At 60.7% G+C, this 25,885-nt stretch carries 24 protein-coding genes, 1 other RNA gene and 1 pseudogene; 2 read left to right on the top strand and 24 right to left on the bottom strand.

Annotation, left to right across the window (positions count from 1 at the left end):
- Positions 1-87 precede the first annotated feature (87 nt).
- From dprA to ACWHTU_RS04250, 8 genes are all read right to left on the bottom strand, one after another.
- A complete protein-coding gene (gene dprA, locus ACWHTU_RS04285; RefSeq protein WP_447861938.1) occupies positions 88-1,239 on the bottom strand; it encodes a DNA-processing protein DprA in 1,152 nt (383 codons plus the stop codon).
- A gap of 54 nt (positions 1,240-1,293) precedes the next feature.
- A complete protein-coding gene (locus ACWHTU_RS04280) occupies positions 1,294-2,802 on the bottom strand; it encodes an Rne/Rng family ribonuclease (protein WP_447861936.1) in 1,509 nt (502 codons plus the stop codon).
- 187 nt (positions 2,803-2,989) lie between these two features.
- Positions 2,990-4,108, bottom strand: a complete 1,119-nt coding sequence (gene rodA, locus ACWHTU_RS04275; RefSeq protein ID WP_447861934.1) for a rod shape-determining protein RodA — start codon at positions 4,106-4,108, stop codon at positions 2,990-2,992.
- Complete coding sequence (mrdA, locus tag ACWHTU_RS04270) at positions 4,105-5,973, bottom strand: penicillin-binding protein 2 (RefSeq protein ID WP_447861932.1); 1,869 nt, start codon at positions 5,971-5,973, stop codon at positions 4,105-4,107. Before mrdA ends, rodA begins: the two co-directional genes overlap by 4 nt.
- 15 nt (positions 5,974-5,988) lie before the next feature.
- On the bottom strand, positions 5,989-6,480 hold the full coding sequence (locus ACWHTU_RS04265) for a hypothetical protein (protein WP_447861930.1): 492 nt from the start codon (positions 6,478-6,480) through the stop codon (positions 5,989-5,991).
- Positions 6,477-7,367, bottom strand: coding sequence for a rod shape-determining protein MreC (gene mreC / locus ACWHTU_RS04260; RefSeq protein ID WP_447861929.1), 891 nt, complete (start codon positions 7,365-7,367; stop codon positions 6,477-6,479). Before mreC ends, ACWHTU_RS04265 begins: the two co-directional genes overlap by 4 nt.
- Before the next feature lie 13 nt (positions 7,368-7,380).
- Positions 7,381-8,430, bottom strand: a complete 1,050-nt coding sequence (locus ACWHTU_RS04255) for a rod shape-determining protein (RefSeq protein ID WP_447861927.1) — start codon at positions 8,428-8,430, stop codon at positions 7,381-7,383.
- A 58-nt stretch (positions 8,431-8,488) separates the two neighbouring features.
- Complete coding sequence (locus ACWHTU_RS04250; protein ID WP_447861926.1) at positions 8,489-8,947, bottom strand: RDD family protein; 459 nt, start codon at positions 8,945-8,947, stop codon at positions 8,489-8,491.
- A 219-nt stretch (positions 8,948-9,166) separates the two neighbouring features.
- On the opposite strand from ACWHTU_RS04250, the gene ACWHTU_RS04245 reads away from it, so the two are divergent.
- A complete protein-coding gene (locus ACWHTU_RS04245; protein WP_447861925.1) occupies positions 9,167-9,865 on the top strand; it encodes a SurA N-terminal domain-containing protein in 699 nt (232 codons plus the stop codon).
- Between the two features lie 52 nt (positions 9,866-9,917).
- On the opposite strand, the gene queA is transcribed toward ACWHTU_RS04245, so the two are convergent.
- The 13 genes from queA to ilvB all read right to left on the bottom strand — a co-directional run bounded on the left by queA (position 9,918) and on the right by ilvB (position 23,154).
- Positions 9,918-10,937: a tRNA preQ1(34) S-adenosylmethionine ribosyltransferase-isomerase QueA gene (gene queA, locus ACWHTU_RS04240; RefSeq protein WP_447863305.1), complete on the bottom strand. Its 1,020-nt coding sequence runs from the start codon at positions 10,935-10,937 to the stop codon at positions 9,918-9,920.
- Entirely contained in the window at positions 10,937-12,160 is a 1,224-nt protein-coding gene (locus ACWHTU_RS04235) for a SpoIID/LytB domain-containing protein (RefSeq protein ID WP_447861923.1), read from the bottom strand. Before ACWHTU_RS04235 ends, queA begins: the two co-directional genes overlap by 1 nt.
- Positions 12,157-12,411: a DUF2905 domain-containing protein gene (locus tag ACWHTU_RS04230; protein ID WP_447861921.1), complete on the bottom strand. Its 255-nt coding sequence runs from the start codon at positions 12,409-12,411 to the stop codon at positions 12,157-12,159. The genes ACWHTU_RS04235 and ACWHTU_RS04230 overlap by 4 nt, the downstream gene beginning before the upstream one ends.
- A 6-nt stretch (positions 12,412-12,417) precedes the next feature.
- On the bottom strand, positions 12,418-13,431 hold the full coding sequence (locus ACWHTU_RS04225; protein ID WP_447861919.1) for an aspartate-semialdehyde dehydrogenase: 1,014 nt from the start codon (positions 13,429-13,431) through the stop codon (positions 12,418-12,420).
- A gap of 35 nt (positions 13,432-13,466) precedes the next feature.
- The gene (locus tag ACWHTU_RS04220) at positions 13,467-14,684 is read right to left on the bottom strand and encodes an NHL domain-containing protein (RefSeq protein ID WP_447861917.1); all 1,218 of its coding nucleotides are present in this window, start codon (positions 14,682-14,684) and stop codon (positions 13,467-13,469) included.
- Positions 14,685-14,701: 17 nt separating this feature from the next.
- Positions 14,702-15,772: a 3-isopropylmalate dehydrogenase gene (gene leuB, locus ACWHTU_RS04215; protein WP_447861916.1), complete on the bottom strand. Its 1,071-nt coding sequence runs from the start codon at positions 15,770-15,772 to the stop codon at positions 14,702-14,704.
- 102 nt (positions 15,773-15,874) lie between these two features.
- Positions 15,875-16,237 (bottom strand): cupin domain-containing protein, encoded by a 363-nt coding sequence (locus ACWHTU_RS04210; RefSeq protein WP_447861914.1) that lies wholly within the window; start codon positions 16,235-16,237, stop codon positions 15,875-15,877.
- Positions 16,238-16,249: 12 nt separating this feature from the next.
- Entirely contained in the window at positions 16,250-17,797 is a 1,548-nt protein-coding gene (locus tag ACWHTU_RS04205; RefSeq protein WP_447861912.1) for a 2-isopropylmalate synthase, read from the bottom strand.
- 396 nt (positions 17,798-18,193) lie between these two features.
- Positions 18,194-19,000 carry a CDP-diacylglycerol--serine O-phosphatidyltransferase gene (gene pssA, locus ACWHTU_RS04200; RefSeq protein ID WP_447861911.1) on the bottom strand — a complete coding sequence of 269 codons (807 nt, stop codon included), beginning with the start codon at positions 18,998-19,000 and terminating at the stop codon, positions 18,194-18,196.
- A complete protein-coding gene (locus ACWHTU_RS04195; RefSeq protein WP_447861909.1) occupies positions 18,997-19,647 on the bottom strand; it encodes a phosphatidylserine decarboxylase family protein in 651 nt (216 codons plus the stop codon). The genes pssA and ACWHTU_RS04195 overlap by 4 nt, the downstream gene beginning before the upstream one ends.
- 7 nt (positions 19,648-19,654) lie before the next feature.
- On the bottom strand, positions 19,655-20,668 hold the full coding sequence (gene ilvC, locus ACWHTU_RS04190; protein WP_447861907.1) for a ketol-acid reductoisomerase: 1,014 nt from the start codon (positions 20,666-20,668) through the stop codon (positions 19,655-19,657).
- 112 nt (positions 20,669-20,780) lie between these two features.
- Positions 20,781-21,299 carry an acetolactate synthase small subunit gene (gene ilvN / locus ACWHTU_RS04185; RefSeq protein ID WP_447861906.1) on the bottom strand — a complete coding sequence of 173 codons (519 nt, stop codon included), beginning with the start codon at positions 21,297-21,299 and terminating at the stop codon, positions 20,781-20,783.
- 79 nt (positions 21,300-21,378) lie between these two features.
- Entirely contained in the window at positions 21,379-23,154 is a 1,776-nt protein-coding gene (gene ilvB, locus ACWHTU_RS04180; protein ID WP_447861905.1) for a biosynthetic-type acetolactate synthase large subunit, read from the bottom strand.
- A 256-nt stretch (positions 23,155-23,410) separates the two neighbouring features.
- On the opposite strand from ilvB, the pseudogene ACWHTU_RS04175 reads away from it, so the two are divergent.
- Positions 23,411-23,641, top strand: a pseudogene (locus tag ACWHTU_RS04175) (glutaredoxin family protein); the annotation flags it as partial.
- A gap of 21 nt (positions 23,642-23,662) precedes the next feature.
- On the opposite strand, the gene rnpB reads toward ACWHTU_RS04175, so the two are convergent.
- From rnpB to ACWHTU_RS04160, 3 genes are all read right to left on the bottom strand, one after another.
- An RNA gene (gene rnpB, locus ACWHTU_RS04170) (RNase P RNA component class A) lies at positions 23,663-24,094 on the bottom strand.
- A gap of 145 nt (positions 24,095-24,239) precedes the next feature.
- Positions 24,240-24,512, bottom strand: coding sequence for a hypothetical protein (locus ACWHTU_RS04165; protein WP_447861903.1), 273 nt, complete (start codon positions 24,510-24,512; stop codon positions 24,240-24,242).
- Positions 24,513-25,066: 554 nt separating this feature from the next.
- Positions 25,067-25,624, bottom strand: coding sequence for an acyloxyacyl hydrolase (locus tag ACWHTU_RS04160; RefSeq protein ID WP_447861902.1), 558 nt, complete (start codon positions 25,622-25,624; stop codon positions 25,067-25,069).
- Between the last annotated feature and the right edge of the window lie 261 nt (positions 25,625-25,885).

Here is a 25,885-nt window from a genome sequence, read left to right as displayed (position 1 = left end):
GCGTCCACTCCTTCACAAACGAGCGTTCGACAATCGTCTCCAACTATATCAGATCGCAAGGGCATGCTCATCTTTCGTCCGGCTCAATTATAACCGAAGGTAGGAATGCCCGGGCAGTTGGCGGATGCGCTGCTTCAGTTCCAGCGACAGAAGAAGCGCGGCGACCTCCGAAGGAGGGAGACCGGTCTTCACGACCACGTCATCCATGTGTTGCGGCTCGTAGGAAAGCGCATCATAAACCTTCGCCTCGTCTCCGCTCAACCGGAATAAGGATACGCACGTCTCGGCCGTACCCACCTTCACCCGCCGCTTGAAGGCTTCGTCAAGCTGCGGCAGGAGTTCGTCGATCACGTCCTGTGCGCACTCGACCAATTTGGCGCCTTGCTTGATCAGTCCGTTCGGTCCGCGACTGTTCTCCGCTTTCGCGAACCCTGGCACGGCGAATACTTCGCGGCCTTGATCGGCGGCCAACCTCGCCGTGATAAGCGATCCGCTCTCGACCGCCGCTTCCGCGACCACCACCCCCAGACACAACCCGCTGATGATCCGGTTGCGTCGGGGAAAGTGGTAGCTGTGCGGCGGTGAACCCGGCGGCAATTCCGACAGCACGGCGCCGTGAGCTTCAATCTGTTCCCGCAGCGTATCGTGTTCAGGCGGATAGGTGCGGTCCACACCGCACCCCAGCACCGCCAACGTCCGTCCACCGGCGGCCAGCGCGCCGCGATGCGCGGCCGCGTCGATCCCTCGCGCAAGCCCGCTGACGATCGTAAACCCGGACGCCGCCAGGTCCCGGCTCAACTCTTCCGCCAAGGCCCTCCCGGCTTGACTCGCGCGTCGCGCGCCGACGATCGCCACCGCATACTGATCGGACGGTCGCAGCCCTCCGGCGACATAGAGCACCGCGGGCGGATCCGGAATCATTTTGAGACGAGCCGGATATTCCTCGTCGAGGCACGTGATCACGGACAGCTTCAACCGATCGATTGTGTCCAATTCCCATTCGATGCGCTCGCGGGCTCGCGCGTCGGGTCCTCGCCGAATGGCTTGCGCCAAGCGAGGACTGCATCCTGCTTCGGTCAGCGCCGTCAGCGTCGCCGTCAAGACTGCCTGAGGCGAACCGAACGTTTGCACAAGCCGGAACAGCGCCGCCTCACCCAGCCCGTTGACGGCCCGCAACGCGAGCCAGGCCTGCAGTGCATGCCGTTCATGCGCCCCTTGCTGCTCCCTCGCCTTTGTCACCGCTCACCGGATTCAACGGTACAAAAGACAACTGCCCTCGCCTGGCCGAACGGGTCAGAGGACGACGATGTCGTATTGCTCCAGATGGAGCTTCTCGTCTGGCGTCACGATGATTTTGGTCGAGAGACGGCGTTCCAGTTCCTCGATGCCCTGCCGCTCCTCGTCCTGGAGCAAATCCGCCACGGCAGGATGCGCACCGACCACGACTTTCTGCCCCTCGCCCAGGCCGCCAATGCGTCGGATCTCTCGGAAGATCTCGTAGGCGACGGTCATGGGCGATTTCGTATAGCCCCGTCCCTCGCAGTACCGGCAGGGCTCGGACATCGCCCGCAGTAAATCTTCGCGAACCCGTTCCCGCGACAGCTCGATAAGGCCCAGGTCCGAGATGCGGGAGATGCGCGTGCGCGCCTTGTCCGACGCCATGGCATCGACCAGCGCCTGGTAGACTTTCTCACGGTTTTTCTCCCGCTCCATATCAATGAAATCGATAATGATGATCCCGCCAATGCCTCGCAACTTGATCTGATACGCAATCTCTTTGACGGCCTCCAAGTTGGTTCGGAGGATGGTTTCTTCCTGATCGCGTTTGCCGACGAAACGCCCCGTATTGACATCGATCACCGTCATGGCTTCCGTATGGTCGATGACAATGTACCCGCCGGACTTGAGCCACACTTTCCGACTGAGCGCACGGGTGATCTCCTGCTCGATACCCAGATAATCGAAGAGGCTCTCTTCTTTGTCGTAGAATTGAATTCGGGAAACCTGTTCCGGCGAGAATCGCTGCACGAAGTCCCGGATGGCGTCGTATTCTTCCTTCGAATCGATCAGCAGCCGTTCGACCTTCTTGCTGAAGAGATCGCGCACCACCCGGAAGCTCAGATTCAGGTCCGAGTGCAACAGCGAAGGAGCGGACTGTTGGTCGCGCTTCTTCAGAATGTCCTGCCACAGCACGTGCAAGAATTCGACGTCCGCGCGCAGATCGTCCTCTTTTACCCCTTCGCTCACCGTCCGGACGATGTAGCCATAGCCGGGCTGCCGAAGGCGCTTCATGATCTCTTTCAGCCTGGCCCGCTCCTCGTCACGCGCGATCCGCCGCGATACACCGATGTGGTCGACGTTCGGCATGAATACCAGATATCGTCCGGGAAGGGACACATAGGTCGTGACGCGCGGCCCCTTGGTGCCGATCGGCCCTTTGGAGATTTGGACCATGAGTTCCTGACCCTCGCTGAGTAACTGTTCGATCGGCTTCAAGGTCTGGCGCCGGGGTCGGGGCAGTTCCGCCCCTTTGTCGTCGTCCTCGCTGTCCATCAAGGTGTCGCCAGGTTCCGTATCGGTCGAGAGATCGGAGACATGCATAAAGGCCGCCTTTTCCATGCCGATGTCGACAAACGCCGCCTGCATGCCCGGCAAGACCTTGGCGACGCGCCCTTTGTAGATATTGCCGACAAAGTCCTTGTCTTTGGCCCGATCACTGTACAGATCGGTGACCAGTCCGTTATCGAGCACCGCCACGCGGGTTTCTTCTCGCGCGACGGAAATCGCGATTTCCATTCCCATCTCAGCTCCCCGACCGACACATCGTGGACGGATGGTCCGTCAACCACGGACGCGGGCGCGCGGACCCAGGTTCCCGGTTGGACACTCCCGTAAGAATTCCGACGATGCGTTCGGCCACATGTAGAAGGTTGATTGTACCGGGATCACGGCCGCCAATGCGGCCGGCCCCGCATCTCTTCGCCGTCAATCAGTAAAACAACGTCAATCGGCGGCGCTTGATATTCAGGAGAAGCCCCAGGGCAGCCATCGTCGCGATTGTGGCGCTTCCACCGTAACTCATCAAGGGCAGGGGGATGCCGACGATGGGGAACATCCCGGCAGTCATGCCGATGTTGACGACGACGCAAAAGCACAGCATCGCGATGACGCCGGCGGCCAGCAGCGCGCCGAGGATATCCTTAGCGCGCGAAGCGATCTCCAGCGAGAGCCAAATCAGCCCCACGAAGAGGGCCAGCAGCAGCAGGACGCCGAGGAACCCCCATTCTTCCGCGAATACCGCGAACACGAAGTCCGTGTGCCCCTCCGGCAGAAACTTAAGCTGGCTTTGGGTGCCTCCGTACAGCCCCTTGCCCAACAACTCACCCGATCCGATCGCAATACGCGACTGCAGCGCATGATAGCCTTTCCCGCCCGGATCGTACTCTGGGTCGACGAAGGCCATAATCCGGTGTCGTTGATACTCATGCAGCGAGCCCCACAGCAGTTCCCAGACGAACGGAAAGAGCATAAGCGAAAACAGCAGGATGATTCCGATCGCCTGGGACCGCATCCCGACCATCAGCAGCATCGCGGCGTAGACCGCCAGGAAACTCAGTCCACTGCCCAAATCCGGCTGTTTCAGAATCAACAGCAAGCCCGGAAGCATGATCAATCCGGGCAGGACGACGCGTTGCAGCCAGCCGATGCGCGGCGCGCTCGAATAATAATGCGCGAGCACGAGGATCAACACCAACTTGGCGAACTCGGAGGGCTGGAACGCAAACGGGCCGATCGGAATCCAGCGCTGCGCGCCCCGGCTGGTTTTCCCCATGACCAGCACGACCGCTAGCAGCACCAGAACGATCGCATAGAGCGGATACGCGAGCCGCGCGATTTTGTGATAGTCGACGATCAGCATCGCGACGAAGGCCGCGCTGCCGAGCGCAATCCACATGAGCTGCTTCAGATAGAACGGCGTGCCACCCTGCTGGGCATGGGTGACACTGTAAATCGACAGGACACCCAGGGACAAAATAGCTAAGACAAGCCCGATAAAACGCCAGTCGAAGCTGTCGAACCCGCGGTTGTCGATCACCCGGTCGATCATGGCGTCTCCCCCGGCGCCGAAGCGGCCGGCGCGTTGGGCCCCTGCGCCACCAGCGGGGCCTTGGGCGGCAATTTCACGAACGCCTCGATGAGTTCCTTGGCCAACGGGGCGGCCGCCGACCCTCCGTGTCCCATATGCTCCACCAAGACCGCCACCGCGATGCGCGGCTTCTCGACCGGCGCGTAGGCTACGAACCAGGCGTGGTCGCGAAATTTCTTGGGAATGTCCTTTTCCGGCCCCGTCCGCAGCGCGGCGGTCTGCGCGGTTCCGGTTTTGCCGGCGATGCTGATGAGGGAGGACCTGGCGCGGGTTGCGGTTCCTTCCCTCACCACCCCAGCCAACCCTTCCTGAATCAGCTTCAACGTCTGCGGTTTCACTTCCACTCTGCCACGCGCGACGGCCGGCAACTCTTGCAGGCGTCCGGTGGCACGGTCCATGATCGCCTGGACGAGCCGTGGCCGGTAAGCGACGCCGTTGTTGGCGATAGTGCCGATTACGCTGGCCATCTGGATCGGCGTCACCGTGACATAGCCCTGGCCGATGGAGGCGGAGATGGTTTCCCCAGGCAGCCACGGCTCGCCTTTCACTTTTTCTTTCCACCCGGTGGAGGGAACGATCCCCACTCGTTCGGACGGCAACTCAATCCCGGTAAGCTGCCCTAACCCGAATTGCTTGGCGTAGTCAGCGATGGTGTCGATGCCCATTCGTTGGCCGACCGTGTAGAAGTACACGTCGCAGGAGTGGATTAACGCCCGTTCCAGGTCGATAAACCCGTGCCCCCCGGCTTTCCAGTCGCGGTAGAGGCGTCTGCCGAACTGATAGCCGCCGGTACAGCGCACCGCGGTCGAAGGACTGACCGTCTTCGTCTCCAGCGCCGCCGCCGCCATAATGACCTTGAAGGTCGAACCGGGCGGATACTGCCCCTGGGTGGCCCGGTTGGTGAGCGGGTGTCCTTCATCCTGCACGATTTCCGCCCATTGTTTGGGAGTCAACTCCCGCGACAGGACATTGGGATCGAAAGCCGGCCGGCTGGCCATGGCCAAGATGTCGCCGTTGGTCGGATCGAGCGCCACAATGGCGCCGGCTTCTTCTCCCAGCAGATCTTCGGCCAGCTTCTGCAATCGGATATCAATCGTAAGGTATAGATCGTCGCCGGCCTCCGGTTTCTTCACGACGGCGCTGCGCTTTTCATGACCCAGCGCATCGACTTCGACGCTTTTCTGCCCGGCTCTTCCTCTGAGAAAACGATCGAAGGTCTTTTCAACCCCGTACTGCCCGATGATGCTACCCTGATGCAACTCCTCAAATTCGGCCCGTTCCAACTGTTCGGCCGAGATCTCACCCACATATCCGAGGAGATGCGCCCCGACCGTCCCGCCCGGATAGTTACGCTGCGATTCGACCTGAATCATGACGCCGGGGAGATCGAGACGGTGCGCTTCGATGACAGCCGCTTCACGCAGGCTGAGCCGGTCCTTGATCTTGCGGGGCAACAACTTCCCGTTCTTCGCAGCCAGTTTCCTGCGCACCACATCCGGATCGAGCCCGAGCAGCGAGGTAAGCTTCTCGATCAGGGCTTCTCGGTCAGCGACGTCCTCCAGCGTCACATAAAGCGTGAAACTCGGCACATTATTTGCCAGCAGCTCGCCGTTTCGATCGTAGATTTGCCCACGGACCGGCTCCAGAATCACCGAACGAGTCCGATTATTTTCCGACAAGTCGCGATAGTAGGGCCCCTCGCGGATCTGCAAATGCCAGAGCCGCAACGCCAGCAGCCCCACCACCAGGAGCAAGCCAATCCGCAAAATGATCAGTCGGCGCTGGAGCTCGACCAGTTCGGCATCTTGAAATCCGATGGAAGCCATACGCTTCGTTTGGGATTACTCGGCCAGCGCCCACCGGTTTCGTACCCGCTCTTCCAGCGCCCAATACGCTCCCGCGCCTACCAGCGCATCGAACACGGCCTGCGGAAGAAGAACCGAGCGGACCGCCAGCGCCGCGCCAGCCCAATCGCCGGTCTGCGTCAAAAGCAGAAAGAGCAGACCCGAGCAGCAAGAAATGATGAAAAGCCCGGCCAACACCACGCCGGTGGTGACATGCGCGACCTGATGCCCGACCAATCCGGACAACAGGCCGACTCCGCTCTTGGCCACCAAGTTGAGCCACAGATCTCCGGCGGAGAGCAGATCCTGTGCGAATCCGAGCAACAGACCGGACAGAAATCCCTGCAACTCCCCCCGCAAGAACCCGATCAGGCAGACCGAGACGAGCACCAGATCTGGTCGAACCCCGCCCAGACTGAGATGATGGAGGACCGTCGCCTGCATCGGCACAAGCGTCAGGAGAAACGCTCCGTACAGCACCGGTTTCATGGTGTGCCCTTGGCGATCGACCGGGACGGCAACAGACCTTCCACGTTCGCGTCCGCGTCTCCGTATGGAGCCGTGATGACCAGAACTTCCTCCAACTTGGAAACGTCCACTTCGGGAAGAATCTCGGCGGACTGAAACAGCGCCCCTTCCTCTTTCTCGATGCTGGTGACGACGCCGATCATGAGGCCGCGCGGAAAGCCTCCCGTCAGCCCCGACGTCACGACCCGATCGCCGGCCCGCACGGTCGAGAGCAACGGAATGTACTTGAGTCTGGCTCCTCCTTCGGCGGTGCCCTCCACGATGCCTTCGTCCCTGGTGCGTTGAATGAGACCGGGGACGGCGTTGTTCGGATCGGTGATGAGGAGCACGACCGAGGAGGAATTCGTCGTCTTCACCACCCGCCCCACCACACCGGCCGGCGTGATCACCCCCATCTCCGGCCTCACACCGTCAGCTTCACCCTTGTTCAGCAGCACCGCTCGATACCAATTGGTTGCATCCCTGCCGATCACTTGGGCAGCCAGGGTTTGCGGCGCAGCCTTCTGTTTGAATTCCAGCAACGCCGCCAGGCGCTGCGTCGCGGCCGCGGCTTCCCGGAGCTGACTGTTCTGTTCCTTCAGTTCTTCGATCTCCTTCCACAGCGCCTTGTTCTCCTCGCGCACGTGCTGCAGGGCTATATAACCATCCCACAGTTCGGTCAGGCCCCGCTCCACCGCCGAAAAGACCGCCAGCGGCATGCCGAGCACCTGCCCGACCGGTCCGCCCACATAGTGCAGCAGCATCTGGATCTGGCTGGGGAGCAAAAAAAGAACGGAGAGCAGAAGGGCGAACAGAACGATGGCGAGGCGTCTCGTGCCGTATGTCGAACGAAAAATGGCCATCCACATTAGGGATGGGACCTCAACGGAGGCTGCTGCACTGGGACATGACGGACACTTTGCGAAGAAGATCCAGTTCGTCCAGAATCTTTCCAACGCCCAACACCACAGACGTCAGTGGATCGTCCACAGTGATGATGGGCAAATTGGTTTCTTCGCGGAACCGCGTGTCCATCCCCTTCAAAAGCGACCCGCCTCCGGTCAACACGATGCCGCGATCGATGATGTCCCCGGCCAGCTCCGGAGGCGTATTCTCCAGCGCAACCTTGATGGCGTTGACGATCGTCCCGATCGGTTCTTGCAAGGCTTCCCTGATTTCGGCGTCGTCCACGACAAGCGTGCGGGGGATGCCAGAGATCAGATCGCGTCCCTTGATCATCATCGTCTTGCGCTCCTCGAACGGATAGGCCGAGCCGATCTCCACTTTGATGCGCTCGGCCATGTGTTCCCCGATGAGGAGGTTGTACTTTTTCTTGATGTAATTCATGATCGCTTCGTCCATCCGGTCGCCGGCCACTTTCACCGACTCGCTGTACACGATGCCGCCCAGCGAGATCACGGCGATGTCGGTCGTCCCGCCGCCGACGTCCACGACCATGTTGCCCGACGGCTCGGTGATGGGGAGACCGGCGCCGATGGCGGCGGCGACCGGTTCCTCGATCAAATAGACTTCCCGCGCACCGGCCAGTTCGGCGGAATCCCGTACGGCCCGTTGTTCTACCTGGGTGATGCGCGACGGCACGCCGATGATGATCCTCGGCCTGACGAAGGCACTCCGGTTGTGAGCCTTGCGGATAAAGTACTTGAGCATCTGCTCGGCCATCTCGAAGTCGGCGATCACCCCTTCCTTCATGGGCCGAATGGCGGTGATGTTGCCGGGGGTACGGCCGAGCATCTTTTTCGCTTCGGCCCCGACCGCAAGGACCTTTTCGCTCTTCTTCTCCACGGCGACGACGGAGGGCTCGTTCAGCACGATCCCCTTTCCATGCACATACACCAAAGTCGTCGCGGTGCCCAGGTCGATCGCGAGATCGTTTGAGAACCAGCCGAACACGTCGCCAGAGAATCCCACAGCTTGTCTCCCTTCCTCTTAGTCCTTCGCGTGCCGCACGGTTACGCCGCCGGTCGGTTCATTCGGGCAGATTCAGTCGACCGGCATCCAACACCTGGGTACGCGCCACCTCGTCTCCGAGACGGCGTCCCTGGTCGTTGCCGATCACGAGCAGCGCTTCGAAGGACACAATGGCGAGTGAACCCACCCATCCCACATAGGGGATTTGAAACAGCAAGAGCGCCGCGGCGAAGGGCAGGTTGCGGATAATGGATTCCTTGAAGCCGGCCGCCTCACGCGTATGCGGGACAATCGTCTCGAGACCGATCAACCGCTTGCCAACGCTCCGTCCCCCGGCGAACCCATCGGCGACTAAGACATAGGCGAGCCCAACGAGGAAACCGACCGGAGAAACGACCTTGTCCGCAGCAGCGACGATAAGAAGATCGATCAGCTTCGCAATGAATCGGTTGAGGACATGCGCTTTGGGGTAGACACCGACATTCGACGGACCGACCCCGGCGATTTCCTCCGCCAACTGACCTCCTCGCAATTAGTGGACAAGTATAACAAATTGGGTCAGGCAGCACAAACAAAGGGACGATCCGCACGAATGTCCACCGACGGACGACAGCAGCAGTCCACGGCTGAGTCGCGGCCTCACTGCCTGCCATCGCGCGGACCTCCGCATTCCCGCCGCTTGCCTTTGTGCCGAGGGCTGAGTAGAATCCGCGCACCGCCGACGAGGAGACCGGACATGATCAAATTGATGCGCGAGGCCGCCCATAAGTATCCCTGGTTGCTGAAGTCGATCATGGGCATCCTGGCGATCGCGTTCGTCATTACCATGGGCTGGTGGGGATTCGGCGAATCCCAGGGCAATGTCGTCGCCTCAGTCGGCGATCTGACGATCACCCGCGACGAATATCGGCGCGCCTATGAAAACACCTATCGCTTTTATAAGGACAAAGTGCAGGGCGATTTCAAGGAAGAGACGCTCAAGCAGTTCGTGTTGGAGCAATTGATCGAAAACCGACTCTGGTTGGTCGCGGCGAAGGAAATGGGGCTGGTGGTGGCCCCGGAGGACTTACGGGAGGACATTCTGCAGCGTCCGGAGTTTCAGCGGAACGGCGCGTTCGATCCGGACCTTTACCGCCGGCTCCTGGCCGCCAACCGCCTGACGCCAGCGATTTTCGAAGCGGCGCAGACCAAGGAGCTTCTGGGCGAGAAGGCTCGCATGATCATCCGGGACGCAGTGGCCCTGACGCCAGAGGAGCTTGCAGAAGCCCAAGCCCTCGTCGCGCGGCAAACGACGGCGGACGCGGGCAAGAACCAGGCGGCTGCCGAACGTATCTACCAGGATTTCTTGTTTCAGAAACAACAGCGCGCGCTGACAGCCTACGCCGAAGCGCTCAAGACCCGGGTGCCGATCAAGGTTCATAAGGAACTGCTTTAGCCCGGGGCAAGCAGCGAGCAGCCAGGAGCCCCGGCAGCTTTGAGCTGCCGGCTCATCGTATCAACATCGCGTCCCCGTAGCTGTACAACCGATATCGCTCGTTGATCGCCTCCTGGTAGGCAGCCCGCATGCGTTCGACCCCGGCGAAAGCGGACACGAGCATGAGCAGCGTCGTCCGGGGAAGGTGAAAGTTGGTCATCAGGATATCGACGGCCCGGAAGCGATAACCGGGAACGATAAACAACTCGGTTTCCCCTCGAAACGGTCGGACAGTCCCGTTCGGATCGGCGGCCGATTCCAACGCGCGGACGACGGTGGTCCCCACCGCCACGACCCGACCGCCGGCGGCTTTCGTCCGGCGAAGCAATTCCGCCGTTTCCACCGATACCTCGATCCATTCGGCTCCCATGGAGTGGTCCTCGATACGCTCTACGGTCACGGGTCTGAAGGTGGCCGGGCCCACGTGCAACGTGACGGTGGCGAGCATGACGCCGTGCTCGCGCAACGACGCGAGCAACCGGTCGGTGAAGTGCAAGCCGGCGGTCGGGGCGGCCACAGCCCCCTCTTGGCGCGCGAACAGGGTCTGATACCAGGTCCGATCCTCAGCGGTCGGCTCGCGCTTGATGTAGGGGGGGAGAGGCATCCGGCCAATCTCCCGCATGACTTCCTGAAACGGCCGGGGTGATTCGACGCGCACGGTCGTTCGAGACTCGCCGCGCTCTACAATAACCGCACGGGTCTGTGAGGTCAACTCGATCGCATCCCCCGGCTGAAATCTCCCTTTCAGCAGGACCTCCCAGATGCCTCCTCCCAGATCCTTGACGAACAGCACGTCCACCTGTCTGCCGCCTGGTTGCTTGCGGCCGTTCAGGCGCGCCGCCATCACTTTGGTATCGTTGACGACGACGAGGTCTCCAGGCTTCAGCAAGGAAGGTAAATCCAGGACTCGTCGATGGAAGAAACGACCGGCTCCTCGATCCACGACCAGGAGGCGAGCCTGGTCGCGGGGTTCAACGGGCTTCGACGCGATGAGGCTCGAATCGAAGGGAAAGTCGAACTCGGAAAGCAACATCACGGACCGAGACCGGATGGCGGTCTGACCAACGAGACGGATTGCAGTTCCGTCCCCGGATAGTAATAGCGGAGAATCGTCGCGAAGGGATAGCCGAGTTCGGCCAGTTCCTTCGCACCCCACTGACACAGCCCGACGGCATGTCCAGCCCCATGCCCGGACACGACCACATCAGGGCCGACAACATCCAGGTCGAACTGCGTGCTGGGAATCACCGCGTACCCGATGACGCGGCGCAGATCCTCACCGCGAAGGTACAGTTCTCCTTGGGAGTGCAAGACCCGCAGTTTCGTCACCCGACCGGCCCGGCTGTAGGAGGCAGGTGCCAACGTCGCGATCGTGCCGACTGCAATCCCCTGTTGCCGGAGATTCCGCTCCAGGGTCTCCAGCTTGAACGAGGTCCGCCAGCGATAGTAAGGGGAGTTGGCATCGAACGGACATTCCACGCCCTTCAGGTAGGGCAAATCCTTCGACCAGACGTTGAGCGCGTCCTCGGTGAGGCCCGCGGCGGTGGAAGAAAACGCCGCATAGATCGGCGCCTGCTGATAGGTCACGACGAGCCCGCGGGTCGTTTCGACCGCCTGCTCGATCCGGCTATCGATGCCGTGGCGTCCCCGATAGACCTGATCCTGCGTGCCGGCCGCCAAATCATAGTCGCGTCCGGCGCTCAACATCCGCTGGTAGAGTGCATACGTGCGTGCAGCGACCGCCTGGGCCTTCAGCACCTCCGGATGCCAGGCTGCGTTGACCTCCGAGGGGACGACTCCTTTGACATATTCCTCTAGATCCAGTTCGTTGACGACCATGAGCCCTTGGCCCCGGCGCAGCACCGACACCTGGCCAGCGACTTCCAGCGTGGTCATGCCCGATCCGGGTGTGACTCCGTTCCCGTTGGCCGACGTCCCGTTCGAAGATCCTGCGGCGATCACGAGCGTCAAATGGCCGCTCGACACTTGGACCACGAGCCAGTCGCCGGGCGCTTTCTCTCCGTTCAGCGCGATCAAGCCGCCGACCGCCGTCACCGAAATCGGTGGACGCATCGCTCGGTGTTCTCCGGTCGAGAGCTGGAGCGTCAGGCCGACGCCGGCTCGCAGTTCGATCCGTTGGGCATCCTGCGCGAGCAGCACACGGATCGACTCCGCCGCCGCGGCCGCTTCCCCGCACAACGGTCCCGTCCATTGCCAGGCGCACAGGCCCGCCGCCATGACCGTCGCGAGTTTCATCGCCGGAACAACCACGAGAGGAGATAGAGGAGCAGACTCAGCACGACGCTGAGGAGGATGCTGGTCGCAATCGGAAAGTAGAAACTGAAGTGGTCGCGCTTGATCGAAATATCGCCGGGGAGCCTCCCGAACCAACTGAATGCGCCTCCTAGACTGGGCAGTTTGTCGGAAAGTGTCAGCAGCAGGCCGATCAGCGCGATACCCAGCCCCAGCGCGATCAAGAGCTTGCCTATCGGACTCCACTCAAACATCGCGCGTTATTGTATCAGACATTCGGCGATCTGGACCGCATTGAGCGCAGCGCCCTTTCGCAGATTATCGGCTACCACCCAGAGGTTTAAGCCGTTGGGAATCGATTCATCCTCGCGAATCCGGCCGACGTAGACCTCGTCCCTGCCGGCCACGTCGAGCGGCATGGGATAGATCTTCCGCTGGGGATCGTCGTACAGTTGCACGCCGGGCGCGGTGGAGAGAATCGCCCGCGCTTCGTTGGCGGTCAGTTTCCGCTCCGTCTCGATATTGATGGCCTCCGAATGCCCGACATAAACCGGCACGCGTACGGTCGTGGCCGTCACCCGAATCGACGGATCGCCCATGATTTTCCTGGTCTCGTTCAATAACTTCATTTCTTCCTTCGTGTACCCGGAGGGAAGAAACTCGTCAATGTGCGGCAGGCAGTTGAACGCGATCTGATAGGGATAGACCTTGGGCTTCGCCTCCTTGAAGCTCAACAGAGCCCGCGTTTCCTCCATCAACTCGTCCATCGCCTCTTTTCCGGTGCCGGAGACAGATTGGAAGGTGGTGACCACGATCCGTTTAATCCGTGCCTGATCGTGAAGCGGCTTCAGGGCGACGACCATTTGGATCGTTGAGCAGTTCGGATTGGCGATGATCCCCTTGTGCGAGAACACGTCGGACCGGTTCACTTCCGGAACCACCAGGGGCACATCTGGTTCCATCCGCCATGCTGCGCTGTTATCAATCACCACCGCACCGGCTTTTGCGGCCAGTGGGGCGAACTCCCGGCTCACATCACTCCCGGCCGAGAACAGCGCAATGTCAATGCCTTCGAAGGAATCCTTACTTAAAATCCTGACGGGAATCTCCTGGCCGCGGAACGACACGGTTCCACCGGCTGATCGAACGGATGCCAGGGGCAGGAGGTTCTCGACCGGAAACTTGCGTTCTTCCAGCACCTCGATCATCTCCGCCCCAACCGCGCCGGTCGCCCCGACCACCGCTACGCGGTACGCCGCTTTCCTGGTCAGCATACTTTCCACCTCTCTAGCCCGTTACGCATCACGCGTCACGTCCGTTCCGTCACGATCACGCGAATCCGATGGTTGAACGTGTCCGCGACAAAGATCCTCCCGCACCCGTCAACGGCGACCCCGAACGGATAATTCAGACTGGCCTCGCCAGCTGGCCCACCGTCTCCTGCAAACCGGGCCGCACCCGCACCGGCGATTCGCATCACGCTTCCGGTCTTCCGATCCCACCTTCGGATGAGGTGGTTGTCGGAATCAGTCACCAGAATGTTACCCTGTCGATCGACAGCGATGCCATAGGGACGGGAAAGGCTCATCGAAGGACGGTCCGCCTCTCCCTGATACTGATACTCACCACCATCCCCGAGGACAGTATCGATCAGCCCCGTCACCGGATCGATCCTGCGAATCCGGCCGTTAAAGGTATCGGCGACGTAGAGCACCTCTTCCGGCCCCCAGGCGAGACCGCTCGGGCCAGCCAAGCTGGCGTGAATCCCACGTTCCCCGTCTCCACCGTAGGCCGCCGTTCCCGTACCCGCGATGGTTCGGATGATGCCCGTTTCCAGATCGACGACGCGAACCCGGTTGTTGCTCTGGTCGGCGATGTAGAGACGACCGTTCCGGTCCACAACCACCGCGGTCGGTTCGTTCAACGCCGCGGCGACGGCCGGCCCGCCGTCGCCGGAGAACCGAGGCTGTCCCGTACCAGCCACGGTCGTGATGATGCCAGTTGCCCCGTCCACCCGGCGAATCCGGTGATTCATCGTGTCCGCGATATAGAGGTTGCCGTACTCGTCCACCGCGACGCCGGAGGGAAAATTCAAGAGCGCCTCGGTCGCCAGTCCGCCGTCTCCCGCAAACCGCCCCTTGCCGGATGCCATGCCTGTGACAAACCGCACTGTCCCGCTTAGATCGGCCAGTTGTGCGAACCGTTCGGGACCGGACCGATCCAAAGTTTCGAAGGGATCGTCATCGGCAGAGCCATGCATCAGGCACGAATTGTCTCGATCATCAGAGAGGCCCACCGGACCCACCGCTTTTCCCGCAACGGTCGTGATGATACCTGTTGTGAGATCGACCCTCCGGATGACGTGATTTTCCGAATCGGCGATATAGACGGACCCGCGCTCGTCCACGGTCACACCCTTGGGCTCGTTCAGACAAGCTGCTGCCGCCGGTGCGCCATCTCCCGAGTACCCCGGTTCGCCAGTACCGGCGACCGTGTGAATCGTCCCTGGTCTTGCTGAGATCAACATGGTCGGAGCCCGTCACGCTACCTAAGGTTGCGCACAATCGCGTCGCCCATCTCGGTCGTTCCCACAATCCTGGTCCCCGGAGCGGCAATGTCCTTGGTCCGGTAGCCCAGGTCCAGCGTCTTGACAATAGCCTGCTCGATCGCATCCGCTTCCTTGCCTAGGTTGAACGTATAGGAGAGCATCATGGCCGCCGACGCGATCGTGGCGATGGGATTAGCGATGTTCTTGCCGGCGATGTCCGGGGCGCTGCCGTGAATGGGCTCGTACAGGCCGGCGTGGGCACCGAGGCTGGCCGACGGAAGCATGCCGATGGAACCGGTCAGCATGGCCGCCTCATCGCTCAGGATATCGCCGAACAGGTTATTGCAGAGCAACACGTCGAATTGCTTCGGATTCCGAATCAACTGCATAGCGCAGTTATCGACGTACATATGAGTCAGCTCGACATCCGGATAGGCTCGATGAACCTCCGTGACCACGCGCCGCCACAGCTCGGACGATTCCAGCACGTTGGCCTTGTCCACCGATGTGACCTTTTTGCGCCGCTTGCGCGCCGCCTCGAAGGCGACCTTGGCGATGCGTGCGATCTCTCCCGTCGTATAGACCTCGGTGTTGACGCCCCGCTCACCGCCGGGAATTGTTTCGATGCCTTTCGGTTTGCCGAAGTAAATCCCCCCGGTCAACTCCCGTACGACGAGCAGGTCGATGCCCTCGATGACTTCCCGTTTGAGCGTCGACGCCTCAGCCAGCATCGGGTAGAGCTTGGCCGGACGCAGATTGGCGAACAGACCGAGCTGCTCGCGCAGCCCCAACAGCGCCCGTTCCGGTCGGAGCCCGTACGGGAGCCCTTCCCACTTGGGACCGCCCACCGCCCCGAGCAACACTGCGTCGCTCTGCTTCGCCAATATCAGGGTCTCTTGCGGCAGCGGGACGCCCATTTTCTCAATAGCCTGCCCACCGATGTCTCCTGCGATGAACTCGAACGCATGCCCGTACCGTTCCGCGACGGCCTTAAGCACCTTGACCGCCTCGGGCACGATTTCCCGACCGACGCCGTCACCAGCTAGCACCGCAATCTTCGCTTTCACCAGCCACTCCTGAGGTTAGAGGGGCGACGGGCGATGGCAAGGGGAATTGCGAAGTATCCTGGTCCGGCAATTCATGGCCTATTGCCCATCACCTATCGCCACCTATTCCAACACTTCCTCGTCCTCTCGCCGCCAGGCCGGGTCCACCAGACACAGAAACTCAAGGGGAACGGCGCCGTCGTTCAGCAGCGACTGTTTGCTTCCTGGCGGCACGTATACGACAGACCCGGGTGCCACCGGCACCGAGCGGTCGCCGACCGTGAAGACGCCTCGGCCGGCGATGAAGTAATAGACTTCCGACGACGCCAGCCGGTGCCACTTCGACCTCCGGCCCGGATCCAGCTTACCGTGCGCCAAACTGTACCGGATGCACAGAGGCGCCTTGTCCGGATGGAGGAGTTCCCGCAACCACGTATGATCGCCGGCCAAAAACTCCGGGCATTCGCTCAGGCTCGTCTTCAGCACTTAGAGTTCCGCTCAAATCACGCTGACTTTTTGCATCCCCTCGGCCTGTTTGGATGCCCAGAACGCGAGCTTGTTCAAGGCATTCAGGTACGCCCGTGCGGACGCCACGATGATGTCCGTATCGGCCCCGTGCCCGGACACGGTCCGCCCGCCCTCCTCGAGCCGCACCGCGACTTCACCCTGCGCATCCGTCCCGCCGGTGATCGCCTTGACCGCATACATCAGCAGCCGGCTCTTGGTCTGGGTCATCGCTGCGATGGTCCGATAGACGGCATCGACCGGCCCGTCTCCCGTACCTGTTTGCTTGACCAGTCGTCCGTCGATTTCCAACTCGACCGTGGCAGTGGGAATCCGGTTGGTGCCGCTCTCGACAGACAACGATTTCAGCACCACCCGCTCCGAGATCTTCGCGATCTCCTCGGACACAATCACCTCGAGGTCTTCCTCGTAGATCTCTTTCTTCTGATCAGCCAGACGTTTGAACCGATCGAAGGCGCGGTTGATCTCTTCGTCTGTCAGCGTGTACCCGAGTTCTTCCAGCCGCTGTCGGAAGGCATGCCGGCCCGACAGCTTGCCCATGACCAGCTTGCTGTCCACCAGACCGATGGACTCCGGCCGCATGATCTCGTAGGTGGTCTTCTCCTTTAGCAAACCGTCCTGATGGATGCCGGACGTGTGCGCGAAGGCGTTGGCTCCGACGATGGCTTTGTTGGGTTGGACCACCATGCCGGTGATTTTGCTGACCAGGCGGCTCGTCTTGGAGATCTCCTCCGTGTTGATCCTGGTGTCAGCACCGTAGAAATCCTTGCGCGTCCGCAGACCCAAGACGATTTCTTCCAGCGCGGTGTTACCGGCCCGCTCGCCGATGCCGTTGATGGTGCATTCGACCTGCCCGGCGCCCTCCAGCACGGCGGCCAAACTGTTGGCCACCGCCAACCCCAAATCGTTGTGGCAGTGCACGGATATCACCGCTTTCGAGCTGTTCGGCACTTTTTCCCTAATCCCGCGGATGAGCCTACCGAACTCCTGCGGGACCGCGTAGCCCACCGTGTCGGGAATGTTGATGGTCCCCGCTCCCGCCTCGATCACCGCCTCCAAGACCTCGTACAAATAGGAGGGGTCGGATCGGCTAGCGTCCATCGGCGAGAATTCCACGTCGTCCACATAGCTCCGCGCCCGTTGGACCATTTCGACGGCCCGTTTCTTGGCTTCTTCTCGCGTCATCCGAAACTGGTATTTGAGATGGATGTCGGACGTGGACAAAAACGTATGGATGCGGACCTTGGGTGCGCCTTTCAACGCTTCCCACGCGCGATCGATGTCTTCGGGTCTCGCTCGCGCGAGACTGCAGATGATCGGCCCTTCGACTTCCTGGGCAATCCGCCGCACCGCTTCGAAATCGCCGGGAGAGCTGTAGGCGAAGCCGGCTTCGATGATGTCCACGCCCAGCCGAGCCAGTTGCTTGGCGATCATCACTTTTTCTTCCACGTTCATGCTGGCTCCCGGCGACTGCTCGCCGTCCCGCAATGTCGTGTCGAAGATCCGGATCATCCGTGTCATGTCGGCACCCCCCTACCTGCGCGAGCAGACAATAGCGAACAACCCCCCTCGCTCGCGAAGCTATTCGCGACTAGCTACTCGCTGGCACAATTTCCGCTCAGAAATACAAAAGCCTCCATCCCGCCTCAGGGACGAAGGCTTCACGCGCTCCGTGGTACCACCCTGATTCAGCGACCGTCCCGACGTTCCCGCGGTCGGTCGCCCTTCCTTGCACCCGTATCGTGGGTGAGGCGGGGTCTGCTACGCGGGGCGCCTTGCACAAGGCCCAAAAGCCGCACCAGACGCCCCTTCACAAACCCGGCTCGGAGGCGAGTTCGGCGAGTCACGGGTTGGTTCGCACCGCCCACCAACTCGCTCGATTCCGTGCGGATCGCCTACTACTCCTCGTCGTCGCCGTTATTCTTTGCCGTTCAACAACGGCAGCTCGGTCTTCGCCTGGCTGCCGCGCTTCCCAAACATCTTCGTCAACAGTCCGAGACCACGTTCAATCGGCCCTGACACCGCGTACGCGGCAAAAATAACAAATAACATGACCTGAGGCCAAGCCATCACCAGCATAAGTCCGAGGATCACCCAGACTAGGTAGTTGAAGTGGCGGCCGCCTCTGAACTTCAGATCCTTGAAGCTGCGATACTTGATCGTGCTGACCATAAGGAACGCCAACGTCAGCGTGATGATCAGGATCAACAGCGGCTTGACTTCCGCCCCCATCCGCACGATGTGATGGTCGAAGATGACGAGCGAGGCGACCACCCCGGCCGCGGCTGGAATGGCCAGGCCCGTAAAGTATTTGCTGTCCGTGCTGGCGACAGTCGAGTTGAATCGAGCCAGGCGGACGGCCCCTAGGGCCACATACGCGAACATCACCGCGGCGCCGAACATGCCCTGCCCGCTGAGCGCCCACGAATAGATCAACAGGCCCGGAGCCACTCCGAACGACACCACGTCGGCCAGCGAATCGTATTCCAGGCCGAACTGGCTCGTGCTGTTCGTCAGCCGCGCCGATTTTCCATCCAACACGTCGAATACCATCGCCACAAGGATCGCGATCGCTGCCGCGAGATAGTTGGCGTTGAAGACCGCGAGAATGGCGAACACGCCGCAACACAGATTTCCGGTCGTGAACAGGTTCGGAATCAGATTGACGGCCCGCCGCCGTCTCCCAACCCTCGCGAAGGCCCCGCGGAATCCGGTTGTTTTCACCGAAACTCCCCCACGACGGTCTCGCCGCCTTTGACCCGGTCGCCCACCGCCACACGCAGCGCGGTGCCCAACGGTAGGAATGTGTCCATCCGTGAGCCGAACCGAATCAATCCAAACCGCTCCCCCCGCTGAACCGTCTCGCCCGGAGAGACCCAGCACACAATGCGGCGCGCGATTATACCCGCCACCTGGACACAGAGCACCTTGGCGCCGCCGGCGGTCCTGAGCATGAGCGCATTCTGCTCGTTCCTCAGACTAGCTTCCGGCCGGTTGGCAGCCACAAAGCGGCCCGGCTGATAGATCACGTCTTCGACCGTTCCCTCACAGGGAATCCGGTTGACGTGCACGTCGAAAATATTGAGAAAAATGCTCAGCCGGATGCTCCGCTCCTTGAGAAACCGCGGCTCGTATTCTTCATCGATGGCGATGACCTTGCCGTCTCCAGGAGCGACGATCAACCCCGGTCCCTGCGGGATGGTTCGCCTGGGATTCCGGAAGAACCATGCGGTAAAGAGCGTGAGCGCACCGAACACCGTCGCGGCGACCGGCCAGCCCAGCCACCCACCGGCGAGTGTAAGACCGCCCGCCGTTCCCACAAAGGGAATTCCCTCTTTGACGATCGGGAGACCGGCCGCGCGATCTGCCATGGCGCAATCAATTCTTCGATTTATCGACCAGCTTGTCCTTCTTCAGCCAGGGCATCATAGCGCGCAATCTGGCGCCAACGTCTTCGATCGGATGGGCTTCGCCTTTGGCCAGCAATGCGTTGTAGACGGGACGATTGGCTTGATTCTCCAATACCCACTCTTTCGCGAACTGGCCGCTTTGAATCTCCGAGAGAATTTTCCGCATCTCCCGTTTGGTCTCTTCCGTGATGATCCGCGGCCCTCGCGTCACGTCGCCGTACTTCGCGGTCGTGCTGATGGAGTAGCGCATGTTGGCGATGCCGCCCTCATAAATGAGGTCCACAATCAATTTGACCTCGTGCAGGCACTCGAAGTACGCCATCTCCGGCGAGTAGCCGGCTTCCACCAGGGTTTCAAATCCGGCTTGAATCAGTGAGGTGAGCCCGCCGCACAGGACAACCTGCTCCCCGAAGAGATCGGTCTCCGTTTCCTCCCGAAAGGTGGTCTCGATCACGCCAGCACGTCCGCCGCCGATCGCACTTGCATAGGCCAACCCCACTTGTCTCGTATTGCCGCTAGGGTCCTGGTGAATCGCCAGCAGCACCGGTACGCCGCTGCCTTTGGTGTATTCCGACCGCACCAGATGCCCCGGCCCCTTGGGCGCAACCATAAAGACATTGATGTTCGCGGGCGGCACAATCTGGCCGAAGTGGATGTTGAACCCATGGCCGAACGCCAGGTAGGCACCCGCCTTCAGATGGGGTGCGATCTCCTGCCGGTAGATGGCCGGCTGAGCCTCGTCCGGCGCCAGGATCATGACCACGTCAGCCATTTTGACCGCATCGGCGACGGGCATTACCTTCAGTCCGCTCGCTTCCGCTTTCTTCCATGAATTCCCTTCCCGCAGCCCAACGACCACCTGGACCCCGCTCTCCTTCAGGTTGAGGGCGTGCGCATGGCCCTGGCTGCCGTATCCGATCACGGCAACTCGCTTGCTGCGAATCTGCTGCAGATCGGTATCCTTGTCGTAATAGATTTTCATCGTCAAAACTCCTCGAGCGCAGGCTGTAGGCGCTGGGCTATAGGCGATGGACACCATCGCCAGGTCCTCCCCCTGCCTATCGCCCAGTACCTATAACCCATAGCCTATTCGCCTATTCTTTTGCGACCCGCTTCGGCTGAGCGGCGGCCGGTCTGATGGGCTCTCGGGCGATGGCGACCCGGCCGGTCCTGACCAATTCCTTGATGCCAAGTGGCTGGAGCAGATTGATAATTGCTTCGATCTTCTTGGGATCTCCCGTCACCTCGATCGTATAGGTCGTCGGCGTGGAATCGATGACGTTGGCGCGGAAAATGTCGGCGATTCGCAGGGCTTCGGCGCGGTCCTCGGATTTGGTGTGCACCTTGATGAGCGCCGTTTCGCGCGACACGAACTCGCTTTCGTTGAGGTCCACCACCTTGATCACGTCGATCAGCTTGTTGAGCTGTTTGACGATCTGCTCGATGATCCGGTCGTCGCCCGAAGTGACGATCGTCATCATCGACATCGACGGATCGAGGGTGGGGGCCACCGAGAGGCTCTCGATGTTGAAGCCCCGCCCGCTGAACAGCCCGGCTACGCGCGAAAGGACGCCGAACTTGTTTTCCACCGTAACGGAGATGATGTGTTCCATACGGCTAATAGCCGACAGCACATAACAAGGTAGCTGGCAGCTCTGAGCTACGAGCTATTCGCTATTTGCGCCCACTCGATCACGCGGTGAGCACCGTGTCTTTGTCCTCCGGCGTCACCGGCGACGGCGTCGCCTGCTTCTTCTTCAGCTCCGGGGGATCGGCCAGGATCATTTCATGGTTGCAGCCGCCAGCCGGAATCATCGGATAGCAGTTTTCGTACTGGTCCACCAACACGTCGACGACCACTGGCCCATTCACGGCGAGGGCTTCCTTCAGCACGCCGTCCAAGTCCGAGACCCTCTCCGCCCGCAGACCGACTGCCCCATAGGCTTCCGCCAACTTGACGAAGTCCGGCACCACATCCAGGTAGCTCGATGCATATCGTCCTTCATAGAACAGATCCTGCCACTGGCGCACCATGCCATGGAACCGGTTGTTGATGATGACCAGCTTTACCGGCAGCTTGTTCACGACGGCCGTCGCCATTTCCTGCATATTCATCTGTACGCTGCCGTCGCCGGCGATGCAGAGGACCAGCCGATCGGGAAAGGCCGCCTGGGCGCCCAATGCGGCGGGGAATCCGAACCCCATCGTGCCCAGCCCACCCGAGGTCAGCCATCGGTTCGGCCTGGCCAGTTTAAAATACTGCGCCGTCCACATCTGGTGCTGACCCACATCCGTGGACACAATCGGATCGCGATCCTTCGTCAATTCGTAGAGCCGTTTGATCACGTGCTGCGGCTTGATTGGGCCCTGCGGATCCTGCTCGTAGGTCAGAGGATGGGCCTTCTGCCATTCGCGGATCTGGTCCCACCACGGCTTCCGAAGCTCTTTCTGATCCCCATTCACCGTCGCCCGCAGGATCTGATTCAACTCCCGCAACACCCGTTTGCAATCGCCTACGATCGGAATATCGACATGAATATTCTTCCGAATGGAGGTCGGATCGATGTCGATGTGAATGATTTTGGCATACGGGCAGAACTCCGAGACCTTGCCGGTGACCCGGTCATCGAAGCGTGCACCGACCGCGATGACCAGATCGGAATAGTGAACCGCCATGTTGGCCCAGTAGGTGCCGTGCATACCCATCATACCCAGGCAGAGCGGATGCTCGCCGGGAAACGCCCCCAGGGCCATCAAGGTCATATCCACCGGGATCTGAGTCAGTTCCGCCAGCTCCAACAGCTCCTGGGAAGCACCGGAGAAAATCACCCCCCCGCCGACGTACAGGATCGGCTTCTTGGCCTTCATAATAGCTTCGGCCGCCTGTTTAATCTGCCATTTGTTTCCGTCGTACGTCGGATTGTACCCCCGGATCGACACTGAGTTCGGGTAGTGGAAGTCAGCCTTGTTCATCGACACATCTTTCGGAATGTCAACCAAGACCGGGCCCGGCCGGCCGGTCGTAGCGATATAGAAAGCTTCCTTGATCGTGACCGCCAGGTCGTTTGCATCCTTCACGAGAAAGTTGTATTTGGTACAGGGCCGGCTGAGCCCGATGTTGTCCGCTTCCTGAAACGCATCGTTTCCGATCAGGCTGGTCGGCACCTGGCCGCTGAAGCACACCAACGGGACAGAATCCATATAGGCGTCAGCCAGAGCAGTGATTACATTGGTCATGCCCGGCCCAGACGTGACAAGCGCGACGCCGGCCTTCCCGGTAGCCTTGGCATAGCCTTCGGCCATGTGTCCAGCGCCCTGCTCATGCCTCGTCAGGATCACTTGAATGTCCTTCTGCTGATGCAAGACGTCGAAGATCTTCAAGACGACCCCACCCGGCAAGGCGAAGATGGTCTTCACTCCTTCACGGCGGAGGCATTCGACAAAAATCTCTGCACCGGTGAGCTTCATAACTCCCCCCTTGCTCCCCACCGTCTCAGCTCTACGACAAACTCCGCACCTTTTGCCACGTTACGAGAAACGGCGCCCGACACTCTCTCCGATCCTACTGAAAAATCAATGATTAAGATGGGCGATGGTACCATCGCCTACCGGTGGCGTCAATAGGAATCACGGCGAACCGGAGAAAAACGGCTCGGTGACAGCCTGAGCCGCTTCATGCTACGCTTTGTTCGACCTTCTGGTCCGAGAAGGCTCGTTCGGACACATGAGCGCGATATCCCCGATCCGGGTTACGGTTCTCTCCAGGCGAGACTGTCACTGGTGTGAAGTTGTCCATCAGATGGCGCAGAGGCTCCAGTGCGAGATGGCATTTGAGCTCGCCAAGGTGGATATTGACACCGACTCACGCCTGGCTAACCGCTACGGGAACCGTATTCCGGTTGTGTTGATCGATCAGGTGGAAAGCCTGTCGGGCAAGATGACTGAATGGGACCTACGACGAGCGATTCTAAAGGCGCGCCGGAGGAAACCTATAAGCCGGATTCTGTTCCATCTGAGAAAGACTCTCGGACGGTGGTGATCATTTCTCTGGGACCCGGATCGCTCCGGGCCTCAAGCGACCTACCCGAGGACCTCGGCCGGGCCAGCCTTTCCGAATCCGGTCGGCATGCCGACCGTTCCGGTCGTCCTCCTATTTGGTCTTGCTCCGGGCGACGCTTACCGTGCCATTTGTGTCGCCACAAACGCGGTGGGCTCTTACCCCGCCGTTTCACCCTTGCCTGATCCGAAGACGACCGAATGGAGTCCATATCGTCTCGGCCATCGGCGGTCTGTTCTCTGTGGTGCTGGTGTCGGATCGCTCCGCCTGGGAATTACCCAGCGCCCCGCCCTCGGAGTCCGGACTTTCCTCCCACCGGGAACCCCGATGAGCGATCACCCGATCTCCTCCAACGCGCAGGGTCAGTATAGTCGTGAATCGTGACTGCTGCAAGCGCGGCGATGGGGAGCAGGCCCGCGGCAACGTCTCCGTGTCGTTAAGAAAAGCACCACCACATGGCTCAACGGCATGATCAGGGGCCGAAGGAGAATCCGATCTACTCGGCCGGCAAATTGGCCGCGGCGGCAGGAGCGTCAACAGCACTGACGCCTATTGGGCCGGATCGCGAAGGAGGCATGTCGGCGAGGTAAAACTGTGCGTCCTTCAGGAGTTGATCCTTCAGCGAGAGCAAACAACGCTCGGTGACTTGTCCTTGCAGTTCTTCAACGGCCAAGGGAGTGGCGCTGAACAAGTGATAATAGGCTGTCCCCTTGGATGATGCCTGATACTGCCTGATCTGGCCGTCCCACCGTTGCAGGTTCAACGTCATCTGCGCCTCATAGTTCGCATTGCAGGAGAAGGAGCGGAGTGGCCAAGAACATCGGCGCGCCGATGAGGAACCCCTTGAAGGCCGCCTTACCGGCGTGAGAATCCACGGTCTGCCGCATCGACAGGCGAGCGACCACATGCTCCCGGTCGACCAACAGCGGCTGGATGTGCGCAGGAAAGAGGAGCTACGAACAGACGCTGGTGTCGTACAGGGCGCTCAATAGGCGGCGCTCTTGATCGGAGTTCGGATTGAGCGGAGCCCCGTTCTGCTCGATGAAGATAGTGTGCAGCACAGCCGGGACTCACGCCTCGGTCGGTAAGCGCGCTCGCGGTCGGCGCAGCGGGCGAAGCAATCTCAGCCACCTGGGTCCACCGTGTGCACCCGCCGCAAGAGACCGCCAAGGCCGCGCAAGCGGTGGCGGTTGCGCAGCGGGTCTCACACAGGATCCGTCGCGTCGCGATAACGGCCGTGCGCGCATGTCAAAGGTGCCCTCCCTTGTTAAAAAAAGAAAAACGAAAAGCCCGCGAAGGGCAAACTGGAGTTGATACCGAGGTTCAGCATGCGTGTGCCGGCACGGCATTGGAAATGTGATGGAACCGATACCCGACATTGAGCACCGTCTGATGGGTCAGGAACCACGAGACGCCAACCCCGGCCGTCATGATGAAGTTGAGCCGAGACGACTCTTTGGGAATGCGTCCGCCCAGGTCGTTCCAGAACGGGCCGCCGGCGAACTCGACATAAGGCCGCAGGCGATCGAGTGCGACGCACGTGTATTTGATTTCGGGTGTGAACCCAATACCATGTGTGAGAACCGGTTCGCGAAACTCGATGCAGACCGCTTCGGCGCCGACCGTGGTCTGCCCCTGATACCAACCGTCTCCGACCAGCTCATGCAGCACCATCTCCCACAACGGCATGAGCGCCGGACCTTCCTGTTCGGTTACGTGGTCCTTCGTAAGTCGGTGCGGAAGCAGGTAGCCGGCGGTCAACCTGAGCTCTTGCATGCTCGCAGGGAAATGCGGTTTGATCTCCTCGGCCTGGCTGTCGACGGTTGAACTGACGAAACCGCTCGCCAGAACCATGAACAAAACAAGAACCCGTGCCCTCATGCAAGAAGGCTGTTCGTCGTCCTAGTGGTTGAAGAAACATGCGCCTGGACCGCCGACGCGAGTGCCCACACAAAGCTAACAGAAGCTTGCGCGTTGTCCAGGAAGGAAAACCACACCAGGAGAGCCAATCACAGCCCGAGCAGTTGGCACAGTCGGCGGTCCAAGGACTGTACGGCGCTGCTCCCAACCCGGCATCTGAAGAAGATTTGAAGATTAAAGGGGTCGCGAGAAGATTAAAAGGGTTGGGAGCCTTTTCACGCT

This window comes from Nitrospira calida (assembly GCF_976986435.1).
This window is presented reverse-complemented; position numbering and strand designations above follow the sequence as displayed.

What these genes read in the sequence shown, in the direction of transcription:
- ACWHTU_RS04280 (WP_447861936.1), bottom strand. Translation starts at nt 2,802, where the DNA reads ATGGGAATGGAAATCGCGATTTCCGTCGCGCGAGAAGAAACCCGCGTG.
- rodA (WP_447861934.1), bottom strand. Translation starts at nt 4,108, where the DNA reads ATGATCGACCGGGTGATCGACAACCGCGGGTTCGACAGCTTCGACTGG.
- mrdA (WP_447861932.1), bottom strand. Translation starts at nt 5,973, where the DNA reads ATGGCTTCCATCGGATTTCAAGATGCCGAACTGGTCGAGCTCCAGCGC.
- ACWHTU_RS04265 (WP_447861930.1), bottom strand. Translation starts at nt 6,480, where the DNA reads ATGAAACCGGTGCTGTACGGAGCGTTTCTCCTGACGCTTGTGCCGATG.
- mreC (WP_447861929.1), bottom strand. Translation starts at nt 7,367, where the DNA reads ATGTGGATGGCCATTTTTCGTTCGACATACGGCACGAGACGCCTCGCC.
- ACWHTU_RS04245 (WP_447861925.1), top strand. Translation starts at nt 9,167, where the DNA reads ATGATCAAATTGATGCGCGAGGCCGCCCATAAGTATCCCTGGTTGCTG.
- queA (WP_447863305.1), bottom strand. Translation starts at nt 10,937, where the DNA reads ATGTTGCTTTCCGAGTTCGACTTTCCCTTCGATTCGAGCCTCATCGCG.
- ACWHTU_RS04235 (WP_447861923.1), bottom strand. Translation starts at nt 12,160, where the DNA reads ATGAAACTCGCGACGGTCATGGCGGCGGGCCTGTGCGCCTGGCAATGG.
- ACWHTU_RS04230 (WP_447861921.1), bottom strand. Translation starts at nt 12,411, where the DNA reads ATGTTTGAGTGGAGTCCGATAGGCAAGCTCTTGATCGCGCTGGGGCTG.
- ACWHTU_RS04225 (WP_447861919.1), bottom strand. Translation starts at nt 13,431, where the DNA reads ATGCTGACCAGGAAAGCGGCGTACCGCGTAGCGGTGGTCGGGGCGACC.
- ACWHTU_RS04220 (WP_447861917.1), bottom strand. Translation starts at nt 14,684, where the DNA reads ATGTTGATCTCAGCAAGACCAGGGACGATTCACACGGTCGCCGGTACT.
- ACWHTU_RS04205 (WP_447861912.1), bottom strand. Translation starts at nt 17,797, where the DNA reads ATGACACGGATGATCCGGATCTTCGACACGACATTGCGGGACGGCGAG.
- ACWHTU_RS04195 (WP_447861909.1), bottom strand. Translation starts at nt 19,647, where the DNA reads ATGGCAGATCGCGCGGCCGGTCTCCCGATCGTCAAAGAGGGAATTCCC.
- ilvC (WP_447861907.1), bottom strand. Translation starts at nt 20,668, where the DNA reads ATGAAAATCTATTACGACAAGGATACCGATCTGCAGCAGATTCGCAGC.
- ilvN (WP_447861906.1), bottom strand. Translation starts at nt 21,299, where the DNA reads ATGGAACACATCATCTCCGTTACGGTGGAAAACAAGTTCGGCGTCCTT.
- ilvB (WP_447861905.1), bottom strand. Translation starts at nt 23,154, where the DNA reads ATGAAGCTCACCGGTGCAGAGATTTTTGTCGAATGCCTCCGCCGTGAA.
- ACWHTU_RS04165 (WP_447861903.1), bottom strand. Translation starts at nt 24,512, where the DNA reads ATGACGTTGAACCTGCAACGGTGGGACGGCCAGATCAGGCAGTATCAG.
- ACWHTU_RS04160 (WP_447861902.1), bottom strand. Translation starts at nt 25,624, where the DNA reads ATGAGGGCACGGGTTCTTGTTTTGTTCATGGTTCTGGCGAGCGGTTTC.